We start from the raw sequence: 13,483 nt of genomic DNA, 5'->3' as shown, positions 1-13,483 counted from the left end.
CAAACCTCTTCTTGCCTATACTTATTTTTAGATACATTGGTTCTCTCTTTTTTCTCCGTTGCTGTCTTTCCTGTGGCTGTATCGGGCATGACAAAGATCTGCGTTACCGCCGGTGTGGATTGCGAATCATCCGAACTCGAAGCTGCATTATAATTGATAACCTGTTTTAACTGAGAAATTTGTTGAGAAGTCAAAGACTGTGCCAGCGGCTCAGCATCCTGAGCCTGATCCAAGAGCTCTTGGAGGTTAAAATTTGGTTGTTCTACGATGGACTCTGATTGCTGCTCCGTGGAAGAAGTTTCTTGCTCCACCTCTGAAGCGGACCCCGACTGCTCCTCACTTACAGAAGAATATTTCAGAATTTCGGAGGTCGATTCTCTGCTAGCTTCTTGCTCGGATTCTGAAGCAGGATCAGTTGAAGATTCCTTCTTAGCTGAACTCGATTTTTTTGCCAGCTTTTCCCCTTTAGAGGACTTAGATTTCTTAGGTGTCGCTTTTTCTTGAGCAGGTCTAGACCGCTTGGCATTAGGCTTTTCTTGCATTAATTCTGACTCCTCAATTGCAGTCTCCTCCCTGGGTAACTCTGACGATTCTTGTGCAGAGACCTCTTGAACAGGTTGGGAAGACTTTTGAGGTTCTTCTTCTACCCCTGAACTAGGAATAAGGCCATTTTCTACCGCTGCTTGTATTTCCTTCTGCGTCGGTTCACGCTTATTAACTGATTCAAAGAGGGTAGTCCATTCTTGTCGTTCCATCATAATTAAAATCCTTATATAGCATCAATAATAGCAATTAGTAATTTTCATATGAAAATAATATATAATCTAAAAGGTATTTTAGTTAATTTACAAAATAGAATCAAGACGTATTATAATACTTAATATAAACTTAAAAAAATAACAATTATGTAACCTCTATTACTATAACAATTAATTTCTATCAACTGATAAAATGCTGAACTGTAAACTCCCAATTTAGGAAATAAAAAAGCTTGAAGTTAATAAAAATTCAACTTCAAACCCTTTTCAACCTATTGTGATAATTAAATTCTTTTAGACTAGGCGTAAGCCGATGCCAATATACATAAATTAGACATCCGATAAGAGGGCATAGCTAAACCTCATTATTGATTTTATCAATATCATGTTCATAATCCAGTGAAGTAGGATAAAACGTCATTAAAATGCTGCGCTAAATCGAGCCCCCGGAAATAAATCTTTCTATTTACACAAATATTTTACCGAACCGCTAGACAGGGAAAATTTAATCAATGCAAGTGATATTAGAATAAGATTATCACATCAAATATAAAAACACAGATCATTTTTGCCTGTGGATTTACTCTAAAATTTGTTCAGTTGATACTCTCAAATATTCGCTGACATAACCACTGCAAAAGCTGCAATAGTCATAAGTTCGGAAAGTGGCTAATAATATACTACGTCTATCATAAAGACTAGAAGGAATTTACTCAAAGACCTTAACCTTTTGTGTCTTTGTCATTTTAATTAAGACTTCCTTATTCCAATTTTATCGTTCATTAACAGTTTCTTTGTAGACCTTTATCATGCCTCGTAAATTTCAATTTTCCAAAGTCATATACAAACAATAACTCAGTAATCATTGACATCAAACTGATGTTTCTTAAAAAAATTTTTTCGACTAAAAAGGCCGATTATCTGTTATTAGATAATCAACCTTATATCTATCAATAGCTCATCAAAGTTTTAATCTTCTTCTATAAATTTACCTAAGATATGAACATCTTCGGCAATTGAAACAAAGGCGTTAGGGTCAGCCTTATACATAACTTCTTTAAAATCGTTAAACTCTTCACGGGTAATGATAGTGATCAAGACGGCTTTCTTATTATGATCATAGGTTCCTTCAGCATCATTGATTAGGGTTACACCACGGTGCAATTTTTTGTGAATCTTCTTGATGACACGTTCAGGCTGATCTGTAATAATGGTGGCCTGCATCTTTTTTTGTTTGGTGAAGAGGGCATTGGTCATCCGACTGGAGACAAAAATAGTAATCATTGAATAAAGAGCATACTGCCAGCCAAAGAGAAGGCCGGCAAACATTATAATAATCCCATTGACAAGCAATGAAATATTACCAACATCTCGGCCTGTTTTCTTACGAATATAGAGACTGATAATATCTGTCCCACCACTGGAAATCCGAGCACGTAGACCGTAACCGATCCCAACTCCCATGACCAGACCACCAAAAATAGCATTAATTAAAGGGTCTTGGGTCAGAGTAATCTGAGGCATGATTTGGATGAACAAGGAACTGACCGTTACTGTAATAAAGGTGAAGATGGTAAAACGGTGTCCGATTTTGAACCAGGCTAAAAGCATCAAAGGAATATTGATGGCATAGAAGGTTAACCCTAGCGGAATATTGAGACCTAAAAAGCGGCTACTGAGGGCTGTCAACACTTGCGCCAGTCCGGTCGCTCCACTAGAATAGACGTGTCCGGGTTGAAAGAAAAAATTGACAGCGATACTGGAGAGAATCCCGTAGAAAAGCGAAGCCGAAATCTTTTCAGCATATTTCTCACGGGAAATACTCTTGAGGGCGTGCCATAAGCCAAACCGCTTAGCCGCCTTACCAACTGCATATTTAACGCGTTTTTTACTGCTACTAATCATGACTTTCTACTTTGAGAGCGAGTTCCTCTAGTTGTTTGTCAGCTACCAAGCTTGGAGCTTGGGTCATTGGATCTGAAGCCTTATTATTCTTAGGGAAGGCGATAACTTCACGGATATTGTCTTCACCAGCTAAAATCATAACAAAGCGATCAAGACCGATAGCCAAGCCACCATGTGGTGGGAAGCCATAGTCCATGGCTTCCAACAAGAAACCAAACTGCTCATAAGCCGATTCCGGGGTGAAACCAAGCGCTTCAAGCATGCGTTCCTGTAAATCTTTTTGGTTGATACGGAGACTACCGCCGCCCAGTTCATAGCCATTTAAAACGATATCATAGGCTACTGCACGGACCTTAGATAAACAACCCCCTTCTAATTCGTGAGCTGTTTTTTGAGTTGGAAGAGTAAAAGGGTGGTGGGCAGACATATAACGCCCTTCTTCCTCAGACCATTCAAACATCGGCCAATCTACAACCCATAAAAAATTAAACTGCGACTGGTCAATCAGATCAAGATCCTTAGCGATGCGAGTTCGCAAAGCGCCAAGAGTAGTATTAACAACTTCTAAACTGTCGGCCACAAAAAGCACCAAATCATTGTCAACTAATTGTAAATGTATTGTCAAGTCAGCGGCTATATCGGCTAAGAATTTAGCGACTGGACCAGTAATCTCACCCCCAAGGAACTTGATCCAAGCCAACCCTTTAGCGCCATATTGTTTTGCGACTTCTGTCAACTTATCAATATCTTTACGAGAATATTTATCGGCTGCATTTTTAACAACAATAGCTTTAACAGCAGGAGCTTCTGAGAAAACTTTAAAGTCAACTCCCTTGACAGTTTCTGTCAAGTCTTGCAAGAGCATCTCAAAGCGGGTATCAGGCTTATCAGTCCCATAATTGTTCATGGCGTCATCATAAGTCATACGTGGGAGAGGGAGCGGAAGATCCAAACCTTTAACTTCCTTCATAACACGCGCAAGTAAACCTTCTGTAATATCTTGAATTTCTCGGTCATCCAGGAAGGAAGTTTCCAAATCGATCTGGGTAAACTCGGGCTGACGATCCCCACGCAAATCTTCGTCACGGAAACATTTAACAATTTGATAATAACGGTCAAAGCCAGCATTCATCAAAAGCTGTTTGGTAATCTGCGGGCTCTGAGGCAGGGCATAGAAATGTCCTTGACTGACCCGACTGGGTACTAGATAATCTCGTGCGCCTTCTGGTGTTGACTTGGTCAACATAGGCGTTTCAACATCAATAAACTCTAACTCATCAAGATAGTTACGTACACTGTGTGTCACCTTAGCACGGAGTTTAAGGTTATTGAGCATGCTAGGGCGGCGCAGATCGAGATAGCGGTAGCGCAGACGGCTCTCGTCTGTCATCTCTGCATCATCCTTAATCTCAAAAGGTGTTGTTTTAGCTGTATTGAGAATCGTCAAGTCATTGACCTGCAATTCAACACGACCGGTCGCAATCTTGTCATTAGCCTGTTCACGGCCTTGAACCAAGCCAGTGACCTCAATAACAAACTCACTGCGCAAACTTTCGGCCTTCTCCATAACCTCGCTGGTCACCTGCTCAGGATTGACAACCAGCTGCATAATGCCCTCACGGTCACGCAGATCAATGAAAATCAAACCACCTAAGTCACGGCGACGAGCCACCCAGCCTTTGAGCGTGATCTGACTACCAATATCTTGAGTGCGAACGCGACCAGCATACATACTACGTTTCATGTTTTAAACTACCAAAACCCTTTCGCTGTTATTTAACTCAACAGTATCTTTTAATAATTGTTTAGGGTTGTTTCCTTTCACCTATGTCTTTGGACAGCTGGTTAGGAAAACTCAGTAACCTAGGCTTTCCTAGCCACCCATACATTCTTATCTATTATAACAAAAAGCATAATAAAACCCCACCCATTGGGCAGAGTTTTTTTTACAGTATTTGTCTTATTTTTTTCCAAACAAAGCAGTCAGATCGCTAGTATCGACAAAGGTTTCTTGAAATTCTTCTATTTCATCAAAGGTATAATCTGCTTCTTGAGCCAGATGATTCCAGCGAAAACCATAGACATCCTGAATGCTCACTCCCCATTCATCAGTTTCATCATCATATTGCCAGCCCAAATAACGCTCTGCTGGTCGAAAGACAATGACCACACTCTGGTAGTCGTGTTCCCATTGTTGCCCTAAGAATTGCTGGCACATAAAATGATCATCAGCCTTTTCGCCATTAAACCAAGGAATTTCATGCTTGGTTAGGTAGGCAATCATCCGCCAGAACTGCTGCTGAAAAGAGATGGGCAACCGGCGGTCAAAGGAGAGGCTAAAAGTTTGCTCCTCCTTTAGTAATTGTTCAATACTTGTCACTATATACTCCTAAAATCACTGTTAAAGGGCGATGAGATTACGCCTTAATCTGGCTTAACAGGCTGGCAAAATCGCTAGAAATATCAGCAAAACTTGCTAGAATTTCTTCGCGTGTCTGGTTGTTTTTCAGACGGACTTGTCCTGCTTTCACTTCATCTTCACCCAAGGTGATAATTGCTTTTGCTCTGAAACTATCAGCCGCCTTGAATTGCGCCTTGAGCTTACGCCCCAGATAGTCACGATCTGCTGAAAAGCCTTGGCGGCGGATAGCTTGCACCAGCTCTAAGGCCTTACTATTTGCACCTTCACCGAGAACTGCAATATAAACATCTAATTCTTGATCAACAGGAAGGGTAACACCTTGCTTTTCAAGGATTAATAAGAGACGTTCCAGACCGAGACCAAAGCCGAAGCCTGGAGTTACTGGCCCATCGAAATACTCAACTAAGCCATCATAGCGGCCACCTGCACAAATCGTCAAATCAGAACCATCCACCTTGGTGATGAACTCAAAAATCGTATGATTATAGTAGTCTAGCCCACGCACCATATTGGTATCCATAACGTAGGGAATCCCGAGACTCTCTAGCATACCACGTACAGCATCGAGGTGATTTTGACTCTCCTCATCTAGGTAATCTAGAATTGATGGAGCATTTTTCACCGCAAATTTATCCTCTTTTTCTTTAGAATCGAGGACACGCAAGGGATTTTCACTCAAACGACGTTGACTATCCTTGGATAAGCTATCACGCATAGGAGTCAGATAATCAATCAAGGCTTGACGGTAGGCCAAGCGACTTTCTGTATTTCCTAAACTATTGAGATGGAGAGTCACATCCTTTATTCCCAACTCTGTGAAAAGCTGATAGGCCATGGCAATAGTTTCTACATCAGTTTCTGGATGGTTAGAGCCGAAACACTCAACTCCAATCTGATGAAATTCACGAAGACGACCTGCTTGAGGGCGTTCATAACGAAACATTGAGCCGATGTAGTAAAGCTTAACAGGTTTTTGCACCTCAGGTGCAAAGAGTTTATTTTCCACAAAAGAACGCACAACCGGTGCTGTCCCTTCTGGACGAAGGGTAATATGGCGCTCTCCCTTATCATAGAAATCATACATTTCCTTGGTCACAATATCTGTTGTATCGCCAACTGAGCGGCTGATTACCTCATAGTGTTCAAACATCGGTGTACGTATTTCACCATAGTTGTACTTTTTAAAGGTCTCACGCGCCATCTGCTCAACATACTGCCAGCGGCGACTTTCAGCAGGCAAAATATCCTGCGTTCCTTTTGGTTTTTGAAGTTTCATTTTTTCTCCACTTCCTTAAGGATAAACTCCTTGGATTTATATCTCTCCTATTTTATCATAACTTAGCTCCAAAATCTGTTAAATTTAAAGATTATACTACCCATCTTCAAAACTACGTACCAGTTTACCATCTTTAATTTCTAAGATCAGACCCGTATCAAGTGAGGAGCTAGTCCCTCCATTAGAGTATCGCTGATAATAATTCACACGATAATAACCATCCCAGAATTGACTATAATCAACCATCTTCACCCTTTTTTTAAACTTCTTAACCAATTTATCAGCACCGTCAAAAGAGGTGTAACTACTAGGCACTTTCCATTCAAATTCAATATCCACTTGCAACACCCGCTTTTCAAGATAATAAGGTACATCGATATTGTAATAACCATTAAGCGGTTTATCAGCTTCTCTATTTTTCTTAAAATCAGCTATTATTTCACGTCGTCCTTCTTGTACTTGAGACCAATCTAATTTATCATCATCTGTATAATGAATACTGATATCTTCACCATCTACCCTTTCTAAACTTAGATCATCTGTTTCCATTTTTTTAAATTTAGTAGACATCATCTGTAATTTTTTCTTCACTTCAGGTTGACGCCACATGGCTACCATCTGTGCAGCTCCATCAATTGATCCTTCCTCAAAAGTTGGAATGCTACTAGACAAATCTCTTTCTTCTTCGTCCCAAGAAAGATCGCCATCAAATCTCATCGCTTGTCCATCCACTTTTTCCTTATAACGATAATGAATATTAGGGGAGATCCATAACGGCTTGTCATACTCCAGTATTTCTACATCTCCTTTATATCCTGCTAACCTAAATTCATGTCTCAGTACAGATAGTATTTCCTGTTGTTCTCTATATTTTTGAATCAAGTTTGATGCAACATATAGCATTATAATAACTAAGCAGCATGCTAGAACACCTGTACATCCAAATAAACATCCTTTTTTCATCTTTCCTCCTTTCCTTCATCCTTTTTTATAATATATTACTCAAGAGAAAACAAAAAATGTCAAGTAACTTTACTTTACAAAAAAGATGTGCTATTATAGTGAAGTTGATGTAAATCAATAACATGAATTTATCGGAGGAAAAAAGAATGGCAGTACCTGCACGTCGCACTTCAAAAGCGAAAAAAAATAAACGCCGCACTCACTACAAATTGACAGCTCCAACTGTAAAATTTGACGAAACTACTGGAGATTACTCACGTTCTCACCGTGTATCCCTCAAAGGATACTACAAGGGACGTAAGATCGAAAAAGCAGCTGCAGCTGAATAATAGAAGGGAGATACCATGCGCGTAAACATTACACTTGAACACAAAGAATCTGGTGAACGCTTGTACCTTACTTCAAAAAACAAACGCAACACTCCAGACCGTCTTCAATTGAAAAAATACTCACCCAAATTGCGTAAACATGTAATTTTTACGGAAGTTAAGTAAGGGTTTCGTTACTCGTCACTAGACGTCAAAACGTTGATTTTATGCAATTTCTAAATTTATAAAGTTCAGTAGATTGCATTATAAATCGATACAAACTCTACCTTTTACTCTACTTTTTTAGATAAATATATCATTTGGATATTGAAGTTAAGCCCTGTTAAATTGCTATTATAACAGGGCTTTTTGTTATTCTATACGTTTTTGAGGTTGCTTTATGTTCATTGCCTTCGGTTCGTCATCAAAAAAATAGAAAATTATTATAAGTGTTATTGTCTAGTCTAGTGTAACCGATTCAGAGAGTATAAAAGAGCCCCTACACTCTGTGTTTAATACCCTTTAACTATCGGTCTGTACAGAAAGCAAAAATTATCAAAAACGGGGGAAATCCATTGAGAGACTCTTTGGAACGATTGAATCATTTTTGAATTTCACAATCAATATTGTCAAGGTAAGTTTCCAACTCATGTTTTAATTGGTCATGTTCTTGAATGGTTTTTTGTAATTTTTCATCAGAAACTTGAATGGCTTTTTGTAACAACTTTTTACGGTCGCTAGATTTAGTTGGGTCATATTGGTATTTTTCAAAAAATTGGCGAATTTCTTTGAGAGACATTTGACTTTGTCTAAGAAATTTTATGGCATACAACCAATGAATAGAAGCTTCATCAAAAATACGATTGTTATTCTCATCACGTTGTAAACTTGAGATTAAGTCAAGGTCACAGTAGTGGCGAATAGTGTGTAAGGTTAGCCCAGTTCGTTTGCTAGTTTCTTTAATTGTATATGACATAGTGAAATCCTCTAAAAATAATAGTAAATAGTTGACTTCGGGTTACCCGAGGGGGTTATAATCATGATATCAAAAAAAGACTACAAAGGTAAAGGAGAAACTTTTATGGCAACATTAGTTCGTGTTCACGGTCAAGGGATTGACCAGTTACAGTTGGATGAGGTTGAACTTCGTGAATTAGCCTCAAATGAAGTGAGAATGACTGTCAAAGCGAGTCGAATTACTGGCGACCAGCTAAACTACATCAAGGGATTACGTTTGCCAGGAGAAGCTATTCATGAAATTAGCTCTCTTGGGTATGAGGCTGCTGGGATTGTGACTGCTATTGGAAAAGCGGGTGAGTTGATGAAAAATGGCTTGGTAAGCGAGTTATGCCTGTTGGACCGTATGATTTTGAACGTTATCCAAGTTTGGGAGATGATATTATTGTTCCAGCCAATCGTCTGGTTGAGATTCCAGATAAGGTAGATTTTGCAGTAGCTGCTAGTACTTGGGTACCATATCTAACAGCTTACCCTGTTTATAGTCAAAGCAATCTAAAATCGGGTGATTATGTGTTGATTATCGCAGGGACTTCTGCTGTTGGTCAAGCGGCGATTGATTTGGCACGTGAATTAGGAGCAATTCCAATTGTGACAACCCGCTCACGCCGTAAAGCAGCGCAACTACGGCAGCTAAAACAATTGAACCATGTCATTATTAGTAATGAAGAAGATTTGGTTACTAGAATTTCTGAAATTACTGCTGGAAAAGGTGTTCAATTCATTTTTGATCCTATTGCTGGGCATCATTGGAGGAATTATTCCAAGTTGCTGGACGGGGAGCAAAAATTTATGAATATGGCATTCTTGGTGGCAGCGAGTGCCAATTTTCAGCAGGGCTTTTGCTTGGTAAAGGCTTAACGCTTAAAGGTTGGACAGTAAGTGAACTTGTTGAGGATGACTTGGCAAGAAGGCAAGCGGTGACTCACATTTGTGAAAAATTAGCACTTGGTGATTTTAATCCTACTATTGCTAAAACTTACCCTTTAAATCAGATTTGGGAAGCTTATCGTAAACTTGAAAAGAATGACTTTTTAGGAACGATTATTATTGAACCATAGTTGTAGTGATACAAAACTTTGAAAGTAAAAACTATAACCTCTCCAGTATTATGAGCTGCCCTCAAAAGTTAGATAAATAATTGTTGAAAGGATTTAGTTCTGTATTTTGCACAGTACTAAGTCTTTTTTGGTGCCAAAATCAAAAGAAATTTGAAAAGTAATTAATGAATCTTTAAAATAGTTCTCGTTATCCTAATTTAGAGGAGAAGAGGCAATGACAACCTTTGATGAACGAGGATTAAAATAACCACTAATTGCACAAAATGCGACAAATTTCTATGAGTTTGTCTCTAAATATGATGATCAGATGGTTCCGATTATGAAGACTAGGGGCTATACTTGCATCCATTCTATGGAGCGCACGGTAGCTTTTACATTTGGCGAATTTACGTTTCGCCATCGTCGATATAGGAAATACTAAAGCCTCAATTTTTAAAGAAACGGTAGAAATTCGGCATAAGTTGCGTAACAAGCTGTGTTGGCTCATAAAGAACGAATTTTTTAGCTTTTGTTGTCGTTAATAAGTTAGCCTCCTTTAAAATTTGTAAATGTCTAGATATACTTGAATTGCTCATTAATAAAATTTGAGCCAAAGATTGTGTCGTACTTGGTTTATCAATAACATAATTCATAATTTGTAAACGGACAGGGTCACTCAAAGCTTTAAAAATAGTAACTAAATTTTCCGGTGTGGAGTTATAGTAACTTGGCTGCTCTGTAATATCATAGGTAATAGCAATTCCTTGGTTGAAAGATTCAACAAACAGATGAGGCCAAATAAAATAACTTGGTAATAACATAATAGAATCACTATCTTGCAGTTGGATTTCTTGGTCAAAAGGTTTAATGATGGCCAGCCTGTCTTTTTGCCAATGAATGCGGTCAATTTGCAAATGATTAAACATCTCTTCAAAACCATTTTCCCTTAAAAAAGAAGCTTGATGTTGGATTTCTGTTAAGAGCTTTCGTTGAATATCTTTGTTTTTCCAAGTTTCATCAAATATTTCTTGGCGATACCAATTAATAAAAGAAAAAAGATGTTGATAAACGCTAGAGGCATTCTTCCTCAAGTCTATAAGTAACTGATTATCCTCATTCAAAGAAAAATCCTTCCATTCTAATCCTTTTGCCAATGTTGGAATGAAGGTGTTTTCTCGGTCACTGGTCACTTTCTCTAAATGCTCAATTAATTGAATAGTTGGTAGCTCATCAAGAAATTTCTTTAAATTGCCCATCTCTTCTTCAATCGTTGTCGCATGATAGCGAAAATTACAAAGTAAAATAGGAGAAACACCAAGTTCATAAAAAAGTTGAAAATAGTGAAGGTTTTCATAGAAATCATCTGTCAATCTGTCTTGTATCTCAATGACCCAATCAATATTTGTACCATGATGACGCGGGTTCAATAAGACATGTAAGCTTCTAAAAAGTTCATTTAAGGGTGAGTACACAAATTGTATCCTTTGTGTTAACGTTTCATCCGTTTTCAGAGCATAGTTGCTAAATTGAACTGTAATAGTCATGTCCATACTCCTTCTAAACGATTCGATATTTTTCGAATCGATTGATTGTCAATCATCTTTATTGTATCATAAATAACATTAAAGGAGATGTTAAGAATGACAAGACATTTACGAGATTTACTAATAACAGTTATCGCAGGTATGGGAATGTTGTTGTCCACCCTTGATACAGGCATTATCAATGTTGCGCTATCCTTTTTGAAAGGACAATTCCAAACTACAACTAACATTGCATCCTTTACAATAACTGGTTATACTTTGGCATTAGCTATCTCTATCTTACCTTTAGGAGTATTAAGCGATAAATTTGGAAAGTTAAAAATTTCCTATTTAGGATTTGTACTTTTCGGATTGAGTTCATTATTTTGTGGGTTTGCTAATAGTATTGGTTGGCTTATTGCTGGTCGGATTGTTCAAGGCATAGGGGCTGCCGCTCTACAAGCTACTTCAGCAGCCTTAATTACAACTTTAGTTTCTGAAGAACGAAAAAACAGTGCCATTAGCATTTTAGGAGTTATGATTGGTTTAGGACCTGTCCTCGGTCCATCCTTAGGAGGTATATTACTTTCCTTAAATCTCTGGCGCTTTATCTTCTGGATAAATGTTCCCTTTGCTATCATTGGAATAATTTGTAATCATTACCTTCTTAACAGGGTCTCCGAGGAAACTAGTGAACGAACATTGGATACCATTGGAACCGCTATGAACGCTTTGATGTTGATTTGTCTTCTATTAGGACTTTCTTTATTGAGTAAGCCTCATCTACTAGTGGTTAGTCTTATTTTAATAATAACCAGTTTGTTGATTGGAATTGTATTTTACTATATTGAGTATAAGACTAATCATGCGCTTATTGATGTTAAGGGCTTAAAAGATAATTCACAAGTAATCTCCTATCTTTTTCAAACAGTCACTTTCGGTTTCGCCTCTGCAATGATATTTTTACTTCCTCCCTTCATTTTTGAACAATTATATCATTTAGGGGTGGGACAGACAGGCTTTCTTGTACTAGGAGCACCTGCAGGTTTGGTTCTCTTTTCAAGGATATCTGGTAAAGTCAATGATGGTAGTAAAAATAAATCATTTAGCCATATTGGTTTGGGTATTATTCTTTTATCCTTAATCTTCCTCTTACTTCTCACTCCTAGCTGGTCTTATCTATTCCTAACTTTAGGATTGTTTATTTATGGTGTTGGCGGGGGGTATTTTCAACCTGCTAATATTGCTAGTATTATGCAAGCCAGCCCCATAGAAATGCAAGGAAGTACAGGAGTCTTACAGCGAATGGTACAAAATGTTGCTATTTCGACTGGTTCAGCAGTTGGTTCAACCTGTCTAAATCTTTGGCCAAACAATCTATTATTAGTTACTCGGATTGGATGGGGAATCACATTAGTGCTAGTTATTATGAGTTTAAAGGACATGATTTTTTCAAAATACAATAATTGACTATAAAAAAGATTTCAGTGACTATTTACTGAAATCTTTTTATATATAATTACCCCTTTTCAAACAATACTTTCACACGAGCTAACAAGCTACTCAATAACTCATCTGAAACATTTTCGATATACCGATAGTCTCTAGCATTGAAATCTATTGTCACCAACTGGTCGAGTAAGACTTTACCTGTTGTTTCGGTATCTCTCAGAGGAACATAAAAAGGATAGTCCCTTTTAGTGTTGCTGATAGGAGCAAAAATAGCAAGGTTAGAATACTTCGTAACAACGCTATGACTTAAACAAATATAAGGGCGATAGCCTTTTTGTTCATGACCTTGTTTAGGGTCAAGGTTAATTTTAATGATAGACCCTTGCTTAATACTTACCATTGTTCATTACCAGCACTTTCAAAAATGAATGGCGTTACAGAAACTGGCTCACCCTGATAATCTTTAAAAAGGTCATCAACTGTTAATTCTGGGACTGTCGTTGCCTTTTTAAGAATAATCTTGTTCCCTGACACTTCATAATCAAGAATATCGTTGGTATGTAATTGTAGTTGCTGTACTAATTGTTTTGGGAGACGTATAGCTGCACTGTTCCCCCATTTATTAACTGTTAGTTGCATAATGCCACCTCCTCTTTTTAAATATTATATCACAAAAGTATCATTTTGTATATACTTTGAATTAGTTGACATTATAAGAAAGTTGTTCGTAATTTTGAGTTATATATTCTATTACTCGTGGTGCTAGTTGATTTTCAACGACAATAAAAAGCCCAAAAGGACTATACTGTAAGTGACAAA

At 37.9% G+C, this 13,483-nt stretch carries 15 protein-coding genes and 1 pseudogene; 7 read left to right on the top strand and 9 right to left on the bottom strand.

Going from position 1 to position 13,483, the window contains the following annotated elements; genetic code table 11:
* Positions 1–1,727 precede the first annotated feature (1,727 nt).
* From ACFOSE_RS07410 to ACFOSE_RS07390, 5 genes are all read right to left on the bottom strand, one after another.
* Complete coding sequence (locus tag ACFOSE_RS07410) at positions 1,728–2,663, bottom strand: YitT family protein (RefSeq protein ID WP_380432104.1); 936 nt, start codon at positions 2,661–2,663, stop codon at positions 1,728–1,730.
* Positions 2,656–4,407, bottom strand: a complete 1,752-nt coding sequence (gene aspS, locus ACFOSE_RS07405) for an aspartate--tRNA ligase (protein ID WP_380432102.1) — start codon at positions 4,405–4,407, stop codon at positions 2,656–2,658. Before aspS ends, ACFOSE_RS07410 begins: the two co-directional genes overlap by 8 nt.
* Before the next feature lie 216 nt (positions 4,408–4,623).
* Entirely contained in the window at positions 4,624–5,043 is a 420-nt protein-coding gene (locus tag ACFOSE_RS07400; protein ID WP_380432100.1) for a hypothetical protein, read from the bottom strand.
* A 37-nt stretch (positions 5,044–5,080) separates the two neighbouring features.
* Positions 5,081–6,361, bottom strand: a complete 1,281-nt coding sequence (gene hisS, locus ACFOSE_RS07395) for a histidine--tRNA ligase (RefSeq protein ID WP_380432098.1) — start codon at positions 6,359–6,361, stop codon at positions 5,081–5,083.
* A 96-nt stretch (positions 6,362–6,457) separates the two neighbouring features.
* Positions 6,458–7,324, bottom strand: a complete 867-nt coding sequence (locus tag ACFOSE_RS07390) for a hypothetical protein (protein WP_380432097.1) — start codon at positions 7,322–7,324, stop codon at positions 6,458–6,460.
* Between the two features lie 146 nt (positions 7,325–7,470).
* Between ACFOSE_RS07390 and rpmF the strand changes: the two genes are divergently transcribed.
* Both rpmF and rpmG read left to right on the top strand, forming a co-directional pair.
* Positions 7,471–7,653, top strand: coding sequence for a 50S ribosomal protein L32 (rpmF, locus tag ACFOSE_RS07385; protein ID WP_380432095.1), 183 nt, complete (start codon positions 7,471–7,473; stop codon positions 7,651–7,653).
* 15 nt (positions 7,654–7,668) lie between these two features.
* Positions 7,669–7,818, top strand: coding sequence for a 50S ribosomal protein L33 (gene rpmG / locus ACFOSE_RS07380; protein WP_002262412.1), 150 nt, complete (start codon positions 7,669–7,671; stop codon positions 7,816–7,818).
* 415 nt (positions 7,819–8,233) lie between these two features.
* Here rpmG and ACFOSE_RS07375 read toward each other — a convergent pair whose 3' ends face one another.
* The gene (locus ACFOSE_RS07375) at positions 8,234–8,608 is read right to left on the bottom strand and encodes a MerR family transcriptional regulator (protein WP_380432078.1); all 375 of its coding nucleotides are present in this window, start codon (positions 8,606–8,608) and stop codon (positions 8,234–8,236) included.
* Between the two features lie 105 nt (positions 8,609–8,713).
* Here ACFOSE_RS07375 and ACFOSE_RS07370 point away from each other — a divergent pair, with 105 nt between their 5' ends.
* The 4 genes and pseudogenes from ACFOSE_RS07370 to ACFOSE_RS07355 form a co-directional block, all read left to right on the top strand.
* A complete protein-coding gene (locus tag ACFOSE_RS07370) occupies positions 8,714–9,076 on the top strand; it encodes a hypothetical protein (protein ID WP_380432077.1) in 363 nt (120 codons plus the stop codon).
* Positions 8,980–9,510 carry a zinc-binding dehydrogenase gene (locus tag ACFOSE_RS07365; RefSeq protein WP_380432075.1) on the top strand — a complete coding sequence of 177 codons (531 nt, stop codon included), beginning with the start codon at positions 8,980–8,982 and terminating at the stop codon, positions 9,508–9,510. Before ACFOSE_RS07370 ends, ACFOSE_RS07365 begins: the two co-directional genes overlap by 97 nt.
* Positions 9,492–9,710, top strand: coding sequence for a zinc-binding dehydrogenase (locus tag ACFOSE_RS07360; protein ID WP_380432073.1), 219 nt, complete (start codon positions 9,492–9,494; stop codon positions 9,708–9,710). The genes ACFOSE_RS07365 and ACFOSE_RS07360 overlap by 19 nt, the downstream gene beginning before the upstream one ends.
* A 253-nt stretch (positions 9,711–9,963) precedes the next feature.
* A pseudogene (locus ACFOSE_RS07355) lies at positions 9,964–10,125 on the top strand (ISLre2 family transposase); the annotation flags it as partial.
* A gap of 10 nt (positions 10,126–10,135) precedes the next feature.
* Here ACFOSE_RS07355 and ACFOSE_RS07350 read toward each other — a convergent pair.
* On the bottom strand, positions 10,136–11,233 hold the full coding sequence (locus ACFOSE_RS07350; RefSeq protein ID WP_380432072.1) for an ArsR/SmtB family transcription factor: 1,098 nt from the start codon (positions 11,231–11,233) through the stop codon (positions 10,136–10,138).
* Between the two features lie 96 nt (positions 11,234–11,329).
* Between ACFOSE_RS07350 and ACFOSE_RS07345 the strand changes: the two genes are divergently transcribed.
* Positions 11,330–12,682 (top strand): MFS transporter, encoded by a 1,353-nt coding sequence (locus ACFOSE_RS07345; RefSeq protein ID WP_380432070.1) that lies wholly within the window; start codon positions 11,330–11,332, stop codon positions 12,680–12,682.
* Between the two features lie 49 nt (positions 12,683–12,731).
* Here ACFOSE_RS07345 and ACFOSE_RS07340 read toward each other — a convergent pair whose 3' ends face one another.
* Together ACFOSE_RS07340 and ACFOSE_RS07335 are read right to left on the bottom strand one after the other, a co-directional pair.
* Positions 12,732–13,064, bottom strand: a complete 333-nt coding sequence (locus ACFOSE_RS07340; RefSeq protein WP_380432069.1) for a type II toxin-antitoxin system PemK/MazF family toxin — start codon at positions 13,062–13,064, stop codon at positions 12,732–12,734.
* Positions 13,058–13,303, bottom strand: a complete 246-nt coding sequence (locus ACFOSE_RS07335) for an AbrB/MazE/SpoVT family DNA-binding domain-containing protein (protein WP_380432068.1) — start codon at positions 13,301–13,303, stop codon at positions 13,058–13,060. Before ACFOSE_RS07335 ends, ACFOSE_RS07340 begins: the two co-directional genes overlap by 7 nt.
* Between the last annotated feature and the right edge of the window lie 180 nt (positions 13,304–13,483).

The organism is Streptococcus dentapri, assembly GCF_042649885.1.
Lineage (GTDB): Bacteria > Bacillota > Bacilli > Lactobacillales > Streptococcaceae > Streptococcus > Streptococcus dentapri.
This window is presented reverse-complemented; position numbering and strand designations above follow the sequence as displayed.